Origin of the sequence: Corallococcus aberystwythensis, assembly GCF_003612165.1 — a bacterium.
Taxonomy (GTDB): domain Bacteria; phylum Myxococcota; class Myxococcia; order Myxococcales; family Myxococcaceae; genus Corallococcus; species Corallococcus aberystwythensis.
The window spans coordinates 1-18,870 of sequence record NZ_RAWK01000055.1 but is presented as its reverse complement, the minus strand read 5'-3'; the positions used below and the strand labels follow the sequence as shown (position 1 = coordinate 18,870).

Below are 18,870 nucleotides of genomic sequence, written 5' to 3'. Positions count from 1 at the left end.
ATGAAGCGGCTGGGTAGCGTGGGTTTGATGCTGGGCGTGCTGACCCTGGGCGGGTCCTTCGGCTGTGGCGACGAGAAGGCGGAGAAGGCCAAGGAGCACCGGGTCAAGGGCACCAACTTCCTCCACGACAAGAACTACGCGGAGGCGGTGAAGGAGTACGAGGAGTCCCTGAAGATCGACCCGACCCAGGACAAGGTCTGGGAGAAGAAGGCCTTCGCGCACCTGCAGGCGGGCCAGACGGACCAGGCCGCGCAGGCCGCGCTGAAGCTGGTGGACTTCGCGAAGACGCCCCAGGACAAGGCCGAGGCCTACCGCAACGTCGCCGCGATGTACGCGAAGAACGGCCCGCTGGAGAAGGCGGAGCAGTACTTCCAGGAGTGCCTGAAGATCAACCCGAAGGACACCGACGCGCTCGGCTGGATCGCGGAGGTGCACGCGCAGCGCGGTGGCGCCCGCTCCATGTCCGCTCCCGCCAACCCCGCGGAGCTGGATCTCGCGCTGAAGACGTATGACCAGGTCATCGCCATCAACCCGGACCTGCCCAACACGTACCTCAACAAGCGCATCGTGATGTTCAAGTACATCGAGCACGAGAAGTCGCTGCAGCAGGCCGCGGATCAGGAGGCCGTCGAGGCCGCCACGCCGCCCAAGCCGGAGAAGGGCAAGAAGCCCGTCGTGGATCCGCAGGCCGCGGAGCGCGTCGCCGCCGCCAAGGCCAGCTCCGCCGCGCACGCCAAGCGCATTGAGGAGCTGACCGCTCAGGCCAACGAGTCCACCAAGCAGTTCGGCGAGGCGACCAAGCGCGCCAAGGCCGCGCAGGCCTCCAACAAGTAGTGCGGGCGGTGGGGACGGGGCCTAACGCCGGCCTCGTCCTCCCCCGAAGAGGGCCAGCAGGATGCCGCCCACGAGCGCGGCGCCGCCGCCCGCGACGTAGAGCGTGGTCTGCTCGGTGTTGCGGCCGGTGATGAGCTCGGTGGCGCGCTCGGTGATCGAGTCCCGCGCATTGAGCCCGGTGAACAGCAGCACCCCGCCCGCCACCGCGAGCATCAACCCCACGATTCGCACAGCACCCACACGGCCTCCTTGAATGGAACGGCGGCGCGGCCGGAAGGCCCGGCCCCGCGTTCAACGCTTGCGCTTGCCCGGAGCGCCACGACCCGGCTTCTTGCCCGCGCCCTTGGCCCCGCCGGACTTCTTCCCCGGCGCGGCCTTCTTCGAGGGCTTCGCCCGGGCACCACTCGAGCCCGCGGCCGCCTTGCGGACCTTCTTGGCCGCGCCCGCGCGGCTCGGAGCCTCCCCCGAGGAGAGCTGGCCCCGCTGCGCGGCCAGGGCACGGATCCGGTCGAACCCCGGGTGCGGGGAAGCGGCCGGTGCGCTGTCGTCGGCGTCGAACGAGGGTGTGAAGTCCTCGCGAGGCGCCTTCGCGCGCGAAGCAGCTTCCTCGCCCGGGCGCCCGGCGTCGAAGGCCGGCGTGAAGTCCTCACCCGTCGCCGGGGCTTCTTCCGGAGTGACGGACTCGGGACGCGCGGGGCGGATCACCCGGCGCTTGCCCTTGGCCGGAGCGGCCGGCTCCGCCTTCGGCGCGGGGGCTTCCTCCGTGCGGGCACGCAGGAAGCGGGAGGTGGCGCGAGCGGGCGCGGCCTCCTCGCGGCGCCCTTCCCGGCTGAACCGTCCGCGCGGACGCGGCCGGGCCGCCGCCTCCTCCTCCGAGGCTTCGTTGCCGTACCCGGAGAGCGCCGCGGCATCCTCCGTCGCGATGTCCTCGGCCGAGGGCGGGGCCCACGTCTTCACGCCGAACGGCGTCTCCTCCGCCTCGCCGAGCGACTTCCACTGCTCCGCGTCCGAAGTCTCCTTCGCCGCGGGCTTCCGCCACGGCGTGCGGCCCGTCTTCGCGGCCTCGCGCTCGGGGCGTCCGGTCCTGCCACCCGTGTGACGGCCCGGCGCTTCGTTGGCGTACTCGCGGCGGCGCATGGGCGGCCGCGCTCCGGTGGCCCGCTGGAGCGGAGCCTCGTCCGCGAACTGGAGCGGCTCGAAGTCGATCTTCCGCGACGTCGTGTTCGCGGACAGCAGCCGCACGCGCAGCTTCTGACCCACGCGCACGCGCCGGCCATTCGAATACACGAGCGAGTGCGTGCGCTTGTCCAGCTTGGAGCCCGGCCCCAGCGTCTCCGCCTTCACCAGGCCCTCGACATGGACCTCGTCCAGCTCCACGAAGAAGCCGAACTCGGCGATGCCCGCCACCGTCGCGTCGAACTCCTCGCCCACGCGGTCCTTCATCATCAGGGCCGCGTAGAACGCCACCACCTCGCGCTCCACCGTCATGGCCGCGCGCTCGCGCTCCGAGCACTGCTGCGCCATGCCCTCCAGGGTCGACTCCTGGCGCTCCAGCTGCGACTCCGACGGCCGCTTGCCCTTGCGCGCCCACACCGCCTTCAGGATGCGGTGCACCAGCAGGTCCGGATACCGCCGGATGGGCGACGTGAAGTGCAGGTAGTTCTCCGCCGCCAAGCCGTAGTGCCCCACGCGCGTGGACGTGTAGATGGCCTGCATCATGGAGCGCAGCAGGAGCTGGTTCAGGGCCCGCTGCTCCGGGTGTCCCTCCAGCTGCGTGATGAACGCGTCCAGCTCCTTGGACGACACGCCGTCTTCCACGTTCAGGTGGAAGCCGTACGCCTCCGCCAGCACCGAGAACGCGGCCAGCTTCTGCGGATCCGGCTCACCGTGGAACCGGTACACCGTGGGCAGGCCCTCGTCCTGGAAGTACGTGGCCACCGCCTCGTTGGCGGCCAGCATGCACTCCTCGATGAGCCGGTGGCTGTCCTTGCGCTCGCGCTTCTCCATGCGCTGCGGGACACCATCCTCGCCCAGCACCACCTTGTGCTCCGGAACGTCGAAGTCGATGGCGCCGCGCGCCTTGCGCATGCCCATCAGCGCGCGCGCCAGCGCCATCAGCTGCTCGAACTGGGGCTTGAGGAACTCGCGGTGCGGCACGGCTTTGCCGTCCAGGACGTCCTGCACCTCGTTGTACGTGCAGCGCGCCACGCTGCGCATCACCGCCGGGTACAGCTCGTGCGAGCTCCGCTGGCCGTGACGGTCGAACGTCATGTCCGCCACCATGCACAGGCGGTCCTCGTCCGGGCGCAGCGAACAGATGCCGTTGGACAGCCGCTCCGGCAGCATGGGCAGCACGCGGTCCGGCAGGTACACGGACGTGGCGCGGTTGAGCGCCTCCGCGTCCAGCGCGCTCCTCTCCTTCACGTAGTGCGACACGTCCGCGATGGCCACCACCAGCCGCCAGCCCCCGGCCTTCGGCTCCGCGTAGACCGCGTCGTCGAAGTCGCGCGCGTCCTCGCCGTCGATGGTGATGAGCGGCATCGAGCGCAGGTCGCGGCGGTTGCCTTCGGTGGCCTCCGCCTCCGTGACCTTCACCGCGAACGCGTCCGCCTCGTCCATCACCTCCGGCGGGAACTCGTCGGAAAAGCCATGCGCGAAGGCCGACCCCAGCACCTCCGCGCTCGGGTCACCCGGCCGCCCCAGCGAGCCGGCCACTTCACCGAACAGCCCCTGCCCGGGCTCCAGCAGGTCCGCGCCCACGCCCAGCCGCACCTTCACCAGGTCGCCGTCGCGCGCCATCTGCGTCGCCGGCACGCGGATGGGGCCGGGCAGGTTCGTGTCCGTGGTCATCACCAGCGAGTGCCGGCCCTGCGCCACGTACGTGCCCACCGCCAGCTCACGCCGGCGGTTGACCACGCGCACCAGCCGGCCCTCGAAGCGGCCCGGCCGGCCCGCCACCTCCACGAGGACGCGGTCGTTGTCGAGCGCCCGCTGCGCCTCGCCGGGCGGCAGGAAGATGTTCTCCCCTTCACCGGACACCGGATGCACGAAGCCGAAGCCGTCCCGGTGCATGTGGAGGATGCCCTCCACCTCGGGCTGCCCGGACTCCTCGAAGCGGTCATCCCGGGAGCCGCGCTGGAGCGAGCGCCGGAAGTCGCCGCCGCTCCGGTAACCCGGACGCTCGGCCTGGAAGCCGCCCCGGCGCTCCTCACGCCCGCTGCCAGGCGTGGGGCCCCGCTTCTTGAAGGGCGGCGTGGAGGGGTCCCGGCGGGAGGGCACGTCGGCGTCGGGCGCCCGGGGCGTGCGCGGGCCTTCCAGCCGGAAGCGCTTGCCGTCCTTGACGATGACGCCCGCGCGCACCAGTTCTCGCAGGGCGCGCTTGAGGTCGGTCTGCTGTCCGGGGTTCAGCCCCCCGAGGCGAAGGAGCTCCTTCAGGCCCAGGGGGTGGTCGGCTTCGGCGAGCAGCTGTCGGATATGGTCTTGGGAGAGGCTCACGGTGGGGATGCGGCAAGGCCGCTGAGGGAACGGGTAAGCCCGAAGGGTGCGGGCGGGAACCCCCCGGCCCCCATTCGCCCTCCCCAGGTGACCTTGCGGTCCGGGGAGGGCCCGTGCGCTCAAGCCCTCAGGGCTTGACCGTGACGTTGATCTTGAAGGAGCGCTCCACCACGCCCGGCGTGAACGCCTTGGCGAGGAAGAACTCCACTTCGAAGCTGCCGGGGTTGCGAGGCGTGAAGAAGAACTCGCGCGTGGCCGGGCTGCCGTTGGGACCCGGCTCGAAGTTGGCTTCGCGCAGGCCCACGCGCTTGGCCAGCGTGGGCTCGATGGCCCAGGTGGCGCCGGGCTGCTCCTGCAGGCGCACGGTGAGGCCGTGGTTGAGCTTCACGTCCACGGACGTGGGCACCTCGCCCTCGATGTGGACCAGCTCCATCTCGTCGCGAGACACCGAGCGGGCCTCGGACGGACGCGGCTCCACCATCTCCGCGGTGATGCGCCCACCCCAGCCGGACGACTTGTCCACCACGCCCGTCACCTGGAGCGTCTGCCCCACGTGCTTGCGCAGGCTCTTGACGGCCGCCTTGCCTTCAATGGCGAAGGACACCTGCTGGCGCGTGCCGCCGTTGGAGACGACGAGCACGAAGTCCTCGCCCATCATCTCCAGGTTGCCCCGGATGCTGGCGAAGCCCTTGATGCCGGCGCCCATGCCCGCGGCGACGGCCATGGAGACCTCGCCGGGCGACAGGTAGCGCAGCTTCGGCTCCGAGTCCGAGGGCGGCGGCGCGACCTCTTCCACTTCCGGCTTCTTGGCGGAGTACTTGCGTACCTCCACCACGCCGCTGTGGTTGGTCGTCTTCTTGATGAGGCCGCTCACGGAGACCTTGTGGTCCACGTAGGCCGGCAGCACTTCCTGATCCGGTCCCTGCAACAGGAACGTCAGCTCGCGCTTGTCGCGGCCCACGACGACCAGGTGGGGCATCTCGCCGCTGAGGATGAGCCGGCCCTTGAGGCTGCCCTCCCCCATCACGCCGCGGCCTTCGCCGGCGGTGAGCAGCTGCTCCATCTCACGCTTCGTGAGCGGCTCGCCCACGGGCGGAAGCTTCGTCGCGCGCGGGCGCGGCTTCTCCACGGCAGGACCGGCGGGGATGGCCGACGGGGTCTTGCCCCCCGCCTTGCCAGCGCCCTTCTTGCCAGCGGCGGCAGGCGCCGCGGGCGCGGCCTTCGCGGCAGCCTTGCCAGGCTTCGCGGGAGGCGTCGGGGGAGCGGGAGGAGCCGCCTTGGCCGCCGCCTTCTTGGCGGCCGCGGGGACCTTCTCCACCTTCTCCGCCACCGCCTTCTTCGCCGCCGCGACCTTGCCCTTCGCCCCTTCAGCCACCGCCTTGACGACCTTCGTCGCGGCCGTCGCCACCTTCTTCGAGGCGTTCCTGATCAGATCCAGGCGGGCCGCGTTGTCCTTCTTCGCGGCAGGCTTCGCACCGGCTTTTGCAGCGGGAGTAGGCTTCTTCGCCCCGGACTTGGGCTTGGCCATCGACGCTGTCTCCTTGGAAATTTCCCGTGTGCTATCAACGGGTTGGCGGGACGCCCCTGCTGTTGGACGCGAGCCTCGCGATCACGATTGCTTGTAACGATGATCAGCTGGGCTGTCAAACTAACACTTGATTTTCCCACGGACTTTGGGTGGGAAAACAGCATGAGCGACACCCCCGAATTGCTGCCGGTGGAGGAGGCCCGTGCGCGGATCCTCGAGCTGTGCACGCCGCTGCCCACCGAATGGGTGCCCGGGGATGACGCCCTGGGCCGGGCGCTGGCCCAGGACGTCCACGCCCGCCGCACCCTGCCCCCCTGGGACAACTCCGCCATGGACGGCTACGCGGTGCGCGCCCGGGACCTGGCGGGCCCCCTGCCCGTGCGCCTCACGGTGGGCGAGACGGTGTTCGCCGGCAGGCGCCCCACCCGGGAGGTCGTCTCCGGGACCTGCGCGCGCATCATGACCGGGGCCCCCCTGCCCCCGGGCGCGGACGCGGTGGTGATGCGCGAGCGCACCCGTACTGTCGAAGCCGCGCCGGACGCCGTGGAGATCCTGGAGGCCGTGGGGCCAGGGAACTTCATCCGCCCCCGGGGCGAGGACGCGAAGGAAGGCGACGTGCTGCTGCGGCGCGGCACGCCGCTGGGCATCCCGGAGCTGGGCCTGCTGTGGGCGCAGGGCCAGGGCACGGTGCCGGTGCCCCGCCGGCCGCGCGTGGCGGTGCTGTCCACCGGCGACGAGCTGTGCCGGGTGGACGAGCCCCCCGGCGACGGCATCGTGGACATCAACGCCCCCGCCCTGGCCCTGGCGGTGCGGCGCGCGGGCGGCGTGCCCACGCTCCTGGGCATCGCCCGGGACACCCGGGAGGCCGTCCAGGAGGCCCTGGCGCGCGTGGACGGCTTCGACGTCGTCCTCACCAGCGCCGGCGTCTCCGTGGGGGACCACGACTTCGTGAAGGACGCCCTGGAGGCGCTCGGGGTCGAGCAGCGCTTCTGGCGCGTGGCCATCAAGCCCGGCAAGCCGCTGGTGGTGGGCCAGCGGGGAGCCACCCTGTTCATGGGGCTGCCCGGAAACCCCACGTCGTCACTGGTGACCTTCGAGCTCTTCGTGCGCCCCGCCCTGCGCCGGCTCCAGGGGCTGGAGGACGTGGAGCCCGCGCGCGTCACCGGCCGCCTGGACGGACGCCTCTCCAAGGCCCCCGGGCTTGCCCACTTTGTACGGGTCACGGCCACCTGGCGGGCGGGCGAGCTGTGGGCGAAACCCCTGGGGACTCAGACCTCGGGGGCCCTGCGTTCAGCTGCGGCAGCCACACATTTGCTTCACTTCCCCCGCGAAACCAGCAGCTTGACTGATGGCTCCCATGTCGAGCTGCTCCCCCTCTCGTGGGTGGCCTGAGCAACGCAGTTCACGTCCGCCGCATCTGAACAGGCGGGTTTCACCACACCCGTCCGGGTGTCACCTTGACTTGCAATCAGGGGGGCGAGAAGTAACAGCCCCCCACCGGGAGACGACCTACCATGTCCGACACGCGCTCACCCCAGGTCCTGCCGACCCGCAAGCCGACCCAGCACCTGGAGCGGTACTCGGAGGCGGACGTGCCCACGGCCCGTGGGGTGCTGAAGACCATCGTCTTCCGCGACAAGCGCAACGGCCGGGAGCACGTGGCGCTGGTGGTGGGCGACCCCAAGGGGATGGAGGGGGTGCCGGTGCGCATCCACTCCGAGTGCCTCACGAGCGAAGTCTTCGGCAGCCTCAAGTGCGACTGCCGCGAGCAGTTGGACCGGGCGCTGGACTTCGTGTCCCAGAACGGGCTGGGCGTGGTGCTCTACCTGCGCCAGGAGGGCCGGGGCATCGGCCTGGGCAACAAGATCAAGGCCTACGCCCTGCAGTCCAAGGGGCTGGACACCTACGAGGCCAATCGGCAGCTCGGCTTCGCGGACGACTTGCGCTCGTACGACATCGCTGCGGAAATGCTGCGGTCGCTGGATGTGCGTTCGGTGGACCTGATCACCAACAATCCGCTGAAGATCGCCGGGCTGGTGGAGGAAGGCGTGGCGGTCCGACGCCGAATCCCTTCCCGGACCGAGCACAATCCGCATAACGTCGACTATTTGAAGACGAAGCGCGAGCGTACGGGGCACCTGATTGAGCTCTTCGCGGAGGACGACGACACCGAAGCCAAGGCCGGCTGAGCGCCCGGCCCGGCGGAGCACCGCGCGCTTCGAGGTGCGCTTCTGGGGGGTGCGCGGTTCCATCCCCGCACCCGGCCCCGCGACGAAGCGCTACGGCGGCAACACGCCGTGCGTGGAGGTGCGCTGCGGGGATGAGCTGCTCATCTTCGACCTGGGCTCTGGAGCGCGCGGGCTGGGGGATGCGCTGGTGGCGACGCGAAAGCCCGTCAAGGCGTCCATCTTCATCTCGCACTACCACTACGACCACCTGCAGGGCCTGCCGTTCTTCTCGCCGATGTTCTCTCCGGCGAACGACGTGACGCTGTACGGGTCGCCTCGGGACGGCAAGTCGCTCAAGCAGATATTGGCCGGGCAGATGGTGCACCCCTACTTCCCGGTGACGGCGGAGGACGTGTTCCGCACGCGCCTGGCGTACCGGGACGTGGTGGTGGGCGAGGACATCCCGGTGGGCAAGGCCACGGTGCGCACGCTGGAGCTGAACCACCCCGGCGGCAACGTGGGCTACCGGGTGGACTTCGGCGGGCGCTCGCTGGTGTACGCGACGGACGTGGAGCACGGCACCGCGCTGGACTCGAAGCTGTTCGACTTCGCGCGAGGCGCGGACGCGCTCATCTACGACTCCATGTACACGGAGGAGGAGTACCGCGGCCGCACGGGCTGGGGCCACTCCACCTGGGAGGCGGCGGTGCGCGCGGCGGACGCCAGCGACGTGAAGCAGCTGGTGCTCTTCCACCACGACCCGGGCCGCGATGACGCGAGCATGGACAAGCTGCTGCGCGAGGTGCGCAAGCACCGCAAGAACTCCATCGCCGCCAAGGAGGCGATGGTCATCCAGCTGTAACGGGCGTCAGGGCCCGGGCTGATTGAGCGCCCGGGCCACCGTCTCGCGCAGGCCCCGGAAGGGCAGCCGCGCGAGGGCGGTGGGCACGTCCACCCATTCGAAGGCGTCGTGCTCCGGGCCCAGGCGCACCTGCGTGTCCGGCGCGACGTGCACCGCGAAGCCGTGCTCCTCCACCAGCTTCGGCGGCAGCGCTTCCCCCAGCGCGAACGCGTGGCGGTAGGCCAGGTCCACGACGGGCAGCGTGAGGCCCGTCTCCTCCGCCACCTCGCGGCGGGCGGCCTCCACGGGGGATTCACCCGGCTCCAGGCGGCCCGTGACGGTCTGCCAGAAACCGCCGCGCTCCGGCGTCCGGCGCAGCAGCAGCACGCGCGCCTCAGGGCCCTGGCCCTGCACCACGGCGACGCTCACCGTGCGCAGGTCCACCGTGCCGTCCACGCGCTCCGCATCGAAGACCTGGGTGAACTCGCGCGCGAGCGCCTCCTCCACGTCCGGGACGGACACGGGGTGGCCCAATTCGCGCTGCATGGACGTGACGCCCGCCTCGCGGATGCCGCACGGGACGATGAGCTGGAAGTGCTCCAGGTTCGTGTTCACGTTGAGCGCGAAGCCGTGCGTGGTGAGCCAGCGCGACAGGTGCACGCCAATGGCGCCAATCTTCCGTGCGTCCGGCGAGCCCTCCAGCCCCAGCCACACGCCTGGCCACTTGGGGATGGCGCCGGCGGTGAGGCCGAAGCCCGCGAGCGTCTGGATGAGGCCGCGCTCCACGTCGCGCACGTAGCGGCGCACGTCGCGGCGCTCCGGGGGCAAGAGGAGGATGGGGTAGCCCACCACCTGTCCGGGGCCGTGGTAGGTGACGTCGCCGCCCCGGTTGGTGTCGAACACCTCCACGCCCTCTTCCGCGAGGCGCGCGTCGGTGGCGGTGATGTTCTCGCGCTTCGCGGCGCGGCCCAGCGTGAGGACGGGCGGGTGCTCCAGGAGCAGCAGCGCGTCTCCAATGAGCTCCTGCAGGCGGGCCTCGCCGAACAGGTGCATCAGCTTCAGTCCGTCCTCGTACTCCACCCGGCCCAGGCGGAAGACGGTGAGCGTGTTCATGATGATCCCTTTCGCCCCCCTCGTGGGTTGTGGGATGGCGCGGCGGGCGTCGGCGCCGCTTCCAGGCTCCAGCTGCCTGCATAGACGCGCGACAGGAGCGCCTGGAGCTCATGCCCCGCGCGCGGAGAGCGGACCGCTTCGGCGGCGAACGCGCCCAGGACTTCCTCTGACAAGGTGACCGCGGGCTGGCGCAGGGCCAGCGAGCGGCGGGCCACCTCCACCAGCTCCGGCACCGTGGGGCGGCGCACCGGGAGCAGCACCTGCACGCGCTCCAGCAGGGACACCGGCACGAGTCCCTGCACGGCTTCGATCATGCCCGCGGTGGTGGGCACGGGCAGGCTGCCGCCCTCCCCTCGCACCCACAGGCCCAGCGACGCCACCGCGCCCCGAGCACTCATCACCACCGCGCGCTGGGGGTGGCTCGCGAGGAACGCGGCGAGCGCGGCCTGCACTCCGGACTCCAGGCGGTCCACGTCCTCCACGAGGAGCGGCTCCGTGCCCGGGGTGGACTCCAGCGACTCCACGGACGCGAGCACGCCCTGCCCGCGCCGCTGGAGCGACTGGAAGAAGAGGCTCTTGCCGCAGCCCTCCGGGCCCACGAGCAGCAGGCAGCGCGCGCCCACCTGGAGCGTGCGCTCCAGCAGGGTCTTCAGCTCGTCGTGGCCCACCATCTCCACGACCCCGGCACGAGGCTCCTCCGCCACCACGGGCTTGCGCACGGGGGGCGAGGGGACGACGTCGCCCAGGAGGCCCTGGGATTCGCCCAGACAGCCCTTGCAGATGAACGCGCCCGCCGGGCCCGCCACCAGGTCGCCCACCTCACCGCGCGGGCGGCAGCAGAACGAGCACCAGGCGTCCAGGGCCGGATCCGCGCGGGTGGGTCCCCGCTCGATGATGCGCTTCTCGCGCCGGCGGCCCCGCGCCGGTCCGGCATGCACGGGCGAGGTGTCCTCGTCCGGCGGCCGCAGGAGTCCCCCGGGGATGACGGCGTCCCCGGCGCCCGAGGCACGCAGCAGGCCGGTCGCGGGGATGAGCTCGTCCTCCTCGGGAGGCAGCAGCAGGCCCCCCGGGACGACGACATCGTCTTCAGGGGCGTTGCGCGGGCGCTTCGTGCCGGCGGCATGCGTCCGTCCGGACTGGGGCCGCCGCGAGGCAGGGGCGACTTCCTGTGGCGTATCGCTGGATGCCCCCACGTCGCCGGAAGCGGCGGGCTCCGCGGCTTCGGGCTCGGTCACTGGTTCGATACCGGCGCTCCCCTCGGAAGCAGCGGCCGTGCCCGTGGCCCCAGGCCCGTCATGCAGGGTGACGGCTTCGGAGGCTGACGAGGCACCGACGGCGGCGATCCTCCCGGCGAGCCGGGGCAGGCCAGGCTCCGGAGGAAGCGGCGTGGCCCGGGGCACGGTGGGGTCCTCGTGGGCCTCCAGCGTGTGCACCACCGCGTCGGCCTTGTCGTTGAACGCGTCGGAGACCGCGTCGCCCCAGCCCACCGCGCGGAAGGCCACCGCGTCCTTACCGCCCGTCATCGCCGCGGTGAAGGCGGGGCTCACGTCCGGGGCGCGGGACTTCAGCTGCCGCGCCTGCCGCAACAGCTGCGAGGCGCGCGAGGTGTGCCCGGAGCGCTGATAGAGGGCGGCGGCCTGCTCCAGGCACTCCGCCGCTCGCGCGCGGTCTCCCTGGAGCTCGGCGGTCTGCGCGGCGCGGATCAACTCACGGGGATTGTCGGCCATCGCGGATGCCCGCCTTCAGCGTTGCTGTTCCGGAAGTCCCCCGCGTCCCGGCCGCCCCCCGGAGCAGGGGCGGTCAGGTGAGCCCCGCGACGCGTGTCCTCACGCCATCGCGAGGAACAACAGGTCCGGCGCTTCCAGGTACTTGATGATCTCGTACACGAAGCTCGCCGCGACGTCGCCGTCGATGACGCGGTGGTCGCAGGACAGCGACAGGTTCATCATGTCCCGGACGACGACCTGGTCGTTCTTCACCGCCGGGCGCTTCTTCAGCTTGTGAACGCCCAGGATGCCCACCTCGGGGTGGTTCAGGATGGGCGTGGCGAACAGGCCGCCGCTCTGCCCCAGCGAGGTGATGGTGAAGGTGCCGCCCGTCAGCTCCTCCATCTTCAGCTTGCGGTCACGCGCCGCGACGCTCAGGCGGGAGATCTCCTTCGCCAGCTCGCCCAGCGTGAGCTGATCCGCGTTGCGCACCACCGCCACCGTGAGGCCGTCCGGCGTGGCCACCGCGATGCCGATGTTGTACTCGCCGCGCACCACCAGCTCCTGCGACGCCTCGTCGAAGTTCGCGTTGAGGTGCGGGAACTTCTTCATCGCCGCGATGGTCGCCTTCACGATGAACGGCAGGTAGGTCAGCTTCGTGCCGTCCCCGGCCGCCGCCAGCTGGCTGTTGAGCCGCGTGCGCAGCGCGACCAGGTCCGTGGCGTCCACCTCCTCCACGAACGCGAAGTGCGGCATCGTGAACTTCGAGCGCACCATCTTCTCGGCGATCTTCTTGCGCAGCCCGCGCAGCGCGATGCGCTCGTCGCCCTTCCCCGCCGCCAGCGGCGCCGCCGGACGCGCGGCCTGGGGCGCGGGAGCCGCGGCGACTTCGTTCTTCTTCGGCGCGCCGCTGCCACCCTCCAGCGCCGCCACCACGTCCGCCTTCGTCACGCGGCCCTGCGGCCCCGAGCCGGAGATCTCCGCCAGGTCCAGGCCGTGCTCGCGCGCCATGCGGCGCGTGACGGGCGTGGCCAGCACCTTCGTGGCCGAAGCCGGAGCCGCGGGCGCCGCCGCCTGCGCGGGGCTCGAAGCCGGAGCCGCCGGGGCGCCATGCGACGCCGGGGCCTGCGCCGCGGGGGCGCTCCCCTCCAGCTCCATCGTCACCAGCAGCTGGTGCACCTTCGCCATGTCGCCCTCACGGCCGTGCGTCTTCACGACGCGGCCGGCGTGGGGGGTGGGCACCGTGACCGTGGCCTTGTCCGTCATCACCTCGCAGAGCACCTGGTCTTCCTTCACCAGGTCGCCCTCCTTGACGTGCCACTTCACGAGCTCGCCCTCCGCCACGCCTTCGCCGAGATCCGGGAGCTTGAATTCGAAAGTCGCCATGAGGGGGAGTGTCTCTCTGTGGGTTGGGGAAGGGGTGCGTCAGGTCAGCCGAGTCGCTCGACGCGCTCGCGCTCCATCAGGCCCTTCATGAAGAACTCGGCGGCGCGGTAGCTGGAGCGCACCAGCGGCCCCGACGCCACGTAGAGGAATCCGAAGGACTCCGCCAGCGCCTTGTACGCTTCGAACTGCGCGGGCGTCACGAAGCGCTCCACGCGCAGGTGGTACTGCGACGGCTGCAGGTACTGGCCCAGCGTGAGCACGTCCACGCCCACGTCGCGCAGGTCCTTGAACGTGCGCTCCAGCTCCGCGTCCGTCTCGCCCAGGCCCACCATGACGGACGTCTTGGTGTAGACCTTCTCCGGGCGGTTCTTGAGGTACTCCAGCACGCGCAGGGACTGGCGGTACGTGGCGCGGCGGTCGCGCACCGTCGGCGTCAGCCGCTCCACCGTCTCCACGTTGTGCGCCACCACGTGCGGCTTCGCCTCCGCCACCGTGGCCAGGTCCTCTTCCTTGCCCTTGAAGTCGGGGATGAGGACCTCCACGAGCGTGCGCGGGCTCTCCTTGCGCAGCTCCCGGATGGCGGACGCGAAGTGGCTGGCGCCCCCGTCCGGACGGTCGTCGCGGTTCACCGACGTGACGACGATGTACTCGAGGTTCATCTCCTTCACCGCCTGCGCCAGATGGATGGGCTCCATCGGGTCCAGCGGCGGGGGCGCCCCCACCTTCACGTGGCAGAAGCGGCAGGCGCGCGTGCACACCTCGCCCATCAGCATCACCGTGGCGGTGCCTCCGCCCCAGCACTCGGCGATGTTCGGGCAGCGCGCCTCTTCGCACACCGTGGTCAGCCCCACCCGCTTCACGATGGCCTTCACCCGCTCATAGCCCTCGCCATGCGGCAGGCGCACCTTCAACCACTCGGGCTTCCGGGTGCTGTCTGAGACCTGTGGGAGGGGGAACCGGTCGGGAGTCGCCATGGGTCGCGGGCCTTCTAGAGGGTGGGTGAAAGCAGGGTCAAGCGTGAAGCCCTAACGCCTCGCGTTAGCGCGGGCCAGCCCCGAGGACAACTTCCGGGAGGTGTAACGCGGTGGACAGGGCGCGGCCATGCGGGGAGGCCATGCCCATCCTCCAGCACATGGCGGCCATCCACCTGGGGACCAGCGGGTACGTCTACAAGCACTGGAAGGGGCTCTTCTATCCGGACGGACTGCCGGCCCGCCGCTGGCTCCCCTACTACGCGCGCGTGTTCTCCACCGTGGAGCTCAACGCCACGTTCTACCGCCTGCCCACGGAGGCCGCCGTGGACGGCTGGCGTGAGCAGGTGCCGCGGGGGTTTCGCTTCGCGTGCAAGGGCAGCCGCTTCCTCACGCACCTGAAGCGGCTCACGGAGGTGGGGGAAGGCGTGGCGCACTTCCACTCGCGCGTGCTCCGGCTGGGCGGCCGGCTGGGGCCCATCCTCTGGCAGTTGCCGCCCACGATGAAGAAGCCGGACCCCGAACGGCTGGAGCGCTTCCTCGCCCACCTGCCGGGCGGCGTGCAGCACGTCTTCGAGTTCCGCCACTCGGACTGGTACCACCTGGAGGTGTTGGCGGTGTTGGAGTCCTACGGCGCGGCGGTGTGCGAGCACGACCTCGTGGAAGCGCCGGTGCCCCACCCCACTGGCGGCTTCCGCTACCTGCGCTTCCACGGCACGTCCGGGCGCTACGAAGGCCGCTATGGACGCCGCACGCTCCGGCGGGTCGCGGACGATTTGCGCGCCTGGCGCGACTCGGGGCGGACGGCCTGGGTGTTCTTCAACAACGACCTCCAGGGCCATGCGCTCCTGGACGCGTTCGACCTGGCGGACCTGCTGGGTGAACCGCTGCACCGGCCGGAGCCGTCCGCCGTGACGTAGACAGCGGCGCCCGGCCCTTGCGTCAGGGCCGGACGCCGCCGGGACCGCGTGCCCGGGGGATCACTGACCGAGCACCTGCACCTCGATGCGGCGGTTCTGCACGCGGCCCTGGGGAGTGTCGTTGGAGGCGATGGGATCCGCGTCACCCTCGCCGCTGACCTCGATGCGATCCTCCGGCACGCCGTCGCGCACCAGCTCACTGCGGACGCTCTCCGCGCGGGTCTCCGACAGCTGGCGGTTGGTGTCCGCGTTACCGGTGGAGTCCGTGTAGCCCTTGATGCGCACGCGCGTTTCGGACTTCTCCTTCAGCACGTTGCCCAGCTCGTCCACCATGCGCTGGCTCTTCGAGGTGAGCTGCGACGAGCCCGTGCGGAACGCCACACCCTCCAGCACGATGCCCTGCGCCGCCCCCGGGCCGTCGATGGCCTCACGCAGGCTGCTGGGGTCGCTCACGCGCGCCTTCTCCTGGCCGGAGCCCCCGGTGCCCGCGTCCGCCGCCATGTCGGCGCTCGCCGCGCCCGCGGTCTGCTTCTCCACGTCGCCGGAGCCGCCGGTGCCCGAGTCCGCCGCCATGTTGGCGCTCTCGCCCGGCTGCGTCCCGGAGCCGCCGGTGCCTTCATTCTCCACGTCGCCGGAGCCGCCCGTCGCGGGCGGAGGCGGCTGCACGGCCTGCTGCGGCGGGGCCGCGGGGGGCTTCGCGGGCTCGGGCTCCATGGGCTGGGGGGCCTGCGCGACGCGGTTCTGATTGGGCGGCGGCGTGGTGCGGGTCACCTGCGGGGCCCGGCGCTCGTCCCGGCGTCCGCGCAGGGCGCCCCACGCGAGCGCGACCAGGGCGAGCAGCGCCAGCGGCACGGCCCAGCCCGCGATGCTCTTCTTGCGCTCCGGCGGACGGTTGTAGGTCGGCCGGGACGTCGTCTCGCGCACGGTGTGGGCCTCCCGGATGGGGCCCACCTCACGGACCTGTGACACCTCGCGGTGGGGTTCGATGACCTCCGCGACCGCGTGGCGCGCACCGCCGAAACCCAGGATGCCGCCCAGCCCCGCCGGCAGCGCCGCGGCGATGTTGTTGCGCTGGCCGTTGAGCAGCTGCATCAGCCCGGACGACCCCATGCGCTGGTCGCGCACCTGCTTGCCCAGGACGCCCATCAGCATGGGCGCGGCCAGGGACAACAGCCGCGTCGCCGAGCCGGAGTTGCGCATCCCGCCGAAGCGCGTGAGCCCCTCGGTGATGCCGCCCAGCTTGTTGCCGAAGATGCCGCTCAGCATCCCCTTCCCGCGCTCCTCCTCGTCCATCAGCCCCTCGCTGACGCCGCTCGCGCGGGTGGGCGCGTCGGGCCCGGTGAAGCCGCCCTCGTTGAGCTTCGACAGCAGGCGGTGGGCGCCGGCTTCGTTTCCCCCCTGCTCCGCGACGCCCGCGGCCACGGCGGCGATGGCGCCCGGCAACGCCTTGGTGGTCGCCTGCGGGTCCTCGCCCAGCGAGCCACTGATCTTCTGGAGCAATCCCTTCTGCATGAACTGTGAGCCGACTGCCTCGATGAGATTGAACGCCATGTGATGCCTCCCGGTCGGGTCCCGCACCGGGATGGCCGGTGCGCGAAGCCACCTCCCCACGGACCGCGCGGGGCTGAGGGCTCTGGTGCAATCGATACGGAGCGGACCGGGTGCTGATAAGCCCTAGCGGAGAGGCCGGAGGAGAGCCCCTGGCAGGCCGTCACCTTCGCGGACGACTGCGAACCGGAGGCCATCCCGGCCCCCGCGTTCACTTGTCCTGGAGCTTCCCGGGGAGGGCGTGCGGGAAGTAGTGCGCGAGCAACTGCTCCGCGGTCCATCCCTGCCGTGCGAGCAGGGCCGCGCCGGCCTGACAGAGGCCGACGCCGTGACCGTGGCCCTGCCCTTCGAGGAGGGCCTGGTCACCGCCAAGCGTCATCGTGAATCGTGCGCTGCGGATCCGATCCCACCCGGCGCGGGCTCCGAGCGCGCGGAAGAACGCGTCACCGAGGGCAGTGCGGCCCGAAGCGCGGTCCACGATGCGCACCACCGCGCCGCTGGAGTCCCGGTCCAGCAGCAGGTCCTCCGCCTGCGCGCGGCCACCGAGCACCTCCGTCGCGGCGGACGTCACCAGCGCGCGAGGCACGACGGCGCGCCACGGCGATGCGGGGCAGCGGTCCGGCACGGCGGCGGCACCGGAGAGGTCCGGGGCGCCGAACACGGCCACGGGCTCGGCGGTGTGTCCGCCGCAGCTTGCGTGGAAGGGAGTCAGGGCGATGGCTCCACCGCGAAGGCGAAGCACGGTGCCTTCCGTGGAGCGGGCGGCATCGCGGGCGCGGCGCAGGTGGCGGGCGAAGCCCTCACCGCGAAGGACCTGACAGTGGGTGAGGTCGCAGGCCCGGGCCTCGTCATGCCGCTTGCCGGAAGCGAGCACGTAGCTGCGCGCGGTGATGGCCTGGGCGCGGAGCGCTTCGAAGGGAGTGTCGACCTCGGTCTCGCTCGCGGTGACAGCGGCGACGTAGTCCTCCAGCGAGAAGGTGGCCACGACGAGCAGCTCTCCGTCCCGGGCCTCCAGCGACAGCGCTGCCTCGTAACGCCGGTCGAAGCCCCGGCCCCGGGCATGCCAGCGGCCCGCATCCAACCGCAGCGCGGAGGGCCGCGGACGGCCCTCCACGATGAGCGTGTTCCCCGACGCCACGACCTCCAGCGAGCGCGGGCCCTCCAACCGCAGCCGCGCGGGCCGGTGCTTGGAGAGGATCCGGACGGCGACCTGCGTGCCGGACGCGGGCTTCGGCTTCGCCTCACGCGCGTTGGCCGCGGGCCTGGGGGACATGCTCGCGCGATGGGCCGGTCCGGAAGCAGCGGGCGACGACCGGGCGTGAGCGGCGGCCGTTGTCGGGTTCTGGGCACCCGGGACATGCACGGCATCATCCAACGTGCTCGTGCGCCCGGTGCCGGCCACCAGCGCGGCGATGAGCACGGCCACGCCCGCCGCGTTCATCGGACACGGTACCGGGTCACCGCCAGCGGCGCGGAGCCACCGGGCGCCCACAGCTCCAGCCGGCGCTCCCCTTCCACCGCGGGCAGCCGCGTCACGAAGGGCGGGCGCAGCTCGATGCGGCGCCCATCGTCCGTGCGCAGCTCCAGCAGCTTCGCGCCCCGCGGCGCCATCACGCGCACCGGCACGGCCTGGGCGCTTTCGGGCAGCTCCGGCTCCACCAGGAACTCGTCTCCGTTGGCCGGCAGGATGAAGCCGGGCTCCATCCCCGGGCCGCCCTCGTTGCTCAGCGAGTTGGAGGCCAGGCCCTCCGCCTGCGCCCACGCGAGGTACGCCGGGCCCACGTCCAGCGCGCCGTCGCTCCGGTGCATCTTGCAGTCGTGGCGCGGCGCCGTTCCCGGCAGGTAGACCTCCTTCATCGCCCCGGGGCAGTTCGGGCCCGCGCGCTCGCCGGACAGCGGACAGATCTCCGCGGCCTCGAAGTGGCTCCGGTCCACCAGCGGCGCGGCGCGGATGCCTCGCATCGCCAGCGCCATCACCCGCGCGAACACCGGGCCCGCGCCCGTGATGCCGGACACGCCGCGCATCGGTGTGCCGTCGAAGTTACCCACCCACACCGCCACCGTGCGCTCACGGGTGAAGCCCGCCGCCCAGTTGTCCACGTGCGCCCGGCTCGTCCCCGTCTTCGCCGCCACGCGGAACGGCAGCCGCAACGCATTGTCCAACCCGAAGGCCGGCGCCCGCGCCGCCTCGTCCGCCAGCACGTCCGTCAGCAACTCCACCGGCCGCGCCGCCAGGAAGCGGTGCTCCTGCATCTCCTGCGGAATCCTCAACGCCGAGCCATCCGGCCCGAACGCCGCGCGCAGCGTGATGGGCGTCCCGGTGGCGTCCTTCGTCGCGCGGAACTGGTAGCCCTGCGCCG

14 protein-coding genes and 1 pseudogene are annotated in these 18,870 nt (G+C 71.7%); 5 read left to right on the top strand and 10 right to left on the bottom strand.

The genetic code is table 11. The annotated features are described in order from the left end of the window. Positions 1-834, top strand: coding sequence for a tetratricopeptide repeat protein (locus tag D7W81_RS11380; RefSeq protein WP_120555379.1), 834 nt, complete (start codon positions 1-3; stop codon positions 832-834). A 21-nt stretch (positions 835-855) separates the two neighbouring features. Here D7W81_RS11380 and D7W81_RS11375 read toward each other — a convergent pair whose 3' ends face one another. The 3 genes from D7W81_RS11375 to D7W81_RS11365 all read right to left on the bottom strand — a co-directional run bounded on the left by D7W81_RS11375 (position 856) and on the right by D7W81_RS11365 (position 5,857). Continuing rightward, positions 856-1,074 carry a DUF3185 family protein gene (locus tag D7W81_RS11375; protein WP_208721266.1) on the bottom strand — a complete coding sequence of 73 codons (219 nt, stop codon included), beginning with the start codon at positions 1,072-1,074 and terminating at the stop codon, positions 856-858. 51 nt (positions 1,075-1,125) lie between these two features. Beyond that, positions 1,126-4,329 carry a ribonuclease R gene (rnr, locus tag D7W81_RS11370; RefSeq protein ID WP_120555377.1) on the bottom strand — a complete coding sequence of 1,068 codons (3,204 nt, stop codon included), beginning with the start codon at positions 4,327-4,329 and terminating at the stop codon, positions 1,126-1,128. Between the two features lie 127 nt (positions 4,330-4,456). Next, positions 4,457-5,857, bottom strand: coding sequence for a protease inhibitor I42 family protein (locus D7W81_RS11365; RefSeq protein WP_120555376.1), 1,401 nt, complete (start codon positions 5,855-5,857; stop codon positions 4,457-4,459). A 162-nt stretch (positions 5,858-6,019) separates the two neighbouring features. On the opposite strand from D7W81_RS11365, the gene D7W81_RS11360 reads away from it, so the two are divergent. From D7W81_RS11360 to D7W81_RS11350, 3 genes are all read left to right on the top strand, one after another. Beyond that, the gene (locus D7W81_RS11360; protein ID WP_120555375.1) at positions 6,020-7,249 is read left to right on the top strand and encodes a molybdopterin molybdotransferase MoeA; all 1,230 of its coding nucleotides are present in this window, start codon (positions 6,020-6,022) and stop codon (positions 7,247-7,249) included. 122 nt (positions 7,250-7,371) lie between these two features. Then, positions 7,372-8,046 (top strand): GTP cyclohydrolase II, encoded by a 675-nt coding sequence (gene ribA, locus D7W81_RS11355; protein WP_014396543.1) that lies wholly within the window; start codon positions 7,372-7,374, stop codon positions 8,044-8,046. A 34-nt stretch (positions 8,047-8,080) separates the two neighbouring features. Continuing rightward, a complete protein-coding gene (locus tag D7W81_RS11350; protein ID WP_120555374.1) occupies positions 8,081-8,887 on the top strand; it encodes an MBL fold metallo-hydrolase in 807 nt (268 codons plus the stop codon). Between the two features lie 6 nt (positions 8,888-8,893). On the opposite strand, the gene lipB is transcribed toward D7W81_RS11350, so the two are convergent. From lipB to lipA, 4 genes are all read right to left on the bottom strand, one after another. Continuing rightward, entirely contained in the window at positions 8,894-9,979 is a 1,086-nt protein-coding gene (gene lipB / locus D7W81_RS11345; RefSeq protein ID WP_120555373.1) for a lipoyl(octanoyl) transferase LipB, read from the bottom strand. Further along, the gene (locus tag D7W81_RS11340; protein WP_120555372.1) at positions 9,976-11,706 is read right to left on the bottom strand and encodes a ClpX C4-type zinc finger protein; all 1,731 of its coding nucleotides are present in this window, start codon (positions 11,704-11,706) and stop codon (positions 9,976-9,978) included. Before D7W81_RS11340 ends, lipB begins: the two co-directional genes overlap by 4 nt. A 99-nt stretch (positions 11,707-11,805) precedes the next feature. After that, on the bottom strand, positions 11,806-13,071 hold the full coding sequence (locus tag D7W81_RS11335) for a dihydrolipoamide acetyltransferase family protein (RefSeq protein ID WP_120555371.1): 1,266 nt from the start codon (positions 13,069-13,071) through the stop codon (positions 11,806-11,808). A gap of 44 nt (positions 13,072-13,115) precedes the next feature. Then, positions 13,116-14,045 carry a lipoyl synthase gene (gene lipA / locus D7W81_RS11330; RefSeq protein ID WP_120555370.1) on the bottom strand — a complete coding sequence of 310 codons (930 nt, stop codon included), beginning with the start codon at positions 14,043-14,045 and terminating at the stop codon, positions 13,116-13,118. 140 nt (positions 14,046-14,185) lie between these two features. On the opposite strand from lipA, the gene D7W81_RS11325 reads away from it, so the two are divergent. Continuing rightward, positions 14,186-14,962, top strand: coding sequence for a DUF72 domain-containing protein (locus tag D7W81_RS11325; protein ID WP_244227140.1), 777 nt, complete (start codon positions 14,186-14,188; stop codon positions 14,960-14,962). A 60-nt stretch (positions 14,963-15,022) separates the two neighbouring features. On the opposite strand, the gene D7W81_RS11320 is transcribed toward D7W81_RS11325, so the two are convergent. The 3 genes and pseudogenes from D7W81_RS11320 to D7W81_RS11310 form a co-directional block, all read right to left on the bottom strand. Continuing rightward, positions 15,023-16,513, bottom strand: a complete 1,491-nt coding sequence (locus D7W81_RS11320; RefSeq protein WP_120555368.1) for an OmpA family protein — start codon at positions 16,511-16,513, stop codon at positions 15,023-15,025. Positions 16,514-16,721: 208 nt separating this feature from the next. Next, complete coding sequence (locus D7W81_RS11315; RefSeq protein WP_147445435.1) at positions 16,722-17,951, bottom strand: SpoIID/LytB domain-containing protein; 1,230 nt, start codon at positions 17,949-17,951, stop codon at positions 16,722-16,724. Beyond that, a pseudogene (locus D7W81_RS11310) lies at positions 17,948-18,870 on the bottom strand (penicillin-binding protein 1C); the annotation flags it as partial. The pseudogene D7W81_RS11310 and the gene D7W81_RS11315, both read right to left, overlap by 4 nt.

Bases quoted from the DNA above. Each gene is read 5' to 3' on its own strand.
- D7W81_RS11380 (WP_120555379.1), top strand. From the start codon at position 1: ATGAAGCGGCTGGGTAGCGTGGGTTTGATGCTGGGCGTGCTGACCCTG.
- D7W81_RS11365 (WP_120555376.1), bottom strand. From the start codon at position 5,857: ATGGCCAAGCCCAAGTCCGGGGCGAAGAAGCCTACTCCCGCTGCAAAA.
- D7W81_RS11360 (WP_120555375.1), top strand. From the start codon at position 6,020: ATGAGCGACACCCCCGAATTGCTGCCGGTGGAGGAGGCCCGTGCGCGG.
- ribA (WP_014396543.1), top strand. From the start codon at position 7,372: ATGTCCGACACGCGCTCACCCCAGGTCCTGCCGACCCGCAAGCCGACC.
- lipB (WP_120555373.1), bottom strand. From the start codon at position 9,979: ATGAACACGCTCACCGTCTTCCGCCTGGGCCGGGTGGAGTACGAGGAC.
- D7W81_RS11340 (WP_120555372.1), bottom strand. From the start codon at position 11,706: ATGGCCGACAATCCCCGTGAGTTGATCCGCGCCGCGCAGACCGCCGAG.
- D7W81_RS11335 (WP_120555371.1), bottom strand. From the start codon at position 13,071: ATGGCGACTTTCGAATTCAAGCTCCCGGATCTCGGCGAAGGCGTGGCG.
- lipA (WP_120555370.1), bottom strand. From the start codon at position 14,045: ATGGCGACTCCCGACCGGTTCCCCCTCCCACAGGTCTCAGACAGCACC.
- D7W81_RS11325 (WP_244227140.1), top strand. From the start codon at position 14,186: ATGCCCATCCTCCAGCACATGGCGGCCATCCACCTGGGGACCAGCGGG.
- D7W81_RS11320 (WP_120555368.1), bottom strand. From the start codon at position 16,513: ATGGCGTTCAATCTCATCGAGGCAGTCGGCTCACAGTTCATGCAGAAG.
- D7W81_RS11315 (WP_147445435.1), bottom strand. From the start codon at position 17,951: ATGAACGCGGCGGGCGTGGCCGTGCTCATCGCCGCGCTGGTGGCCGGC.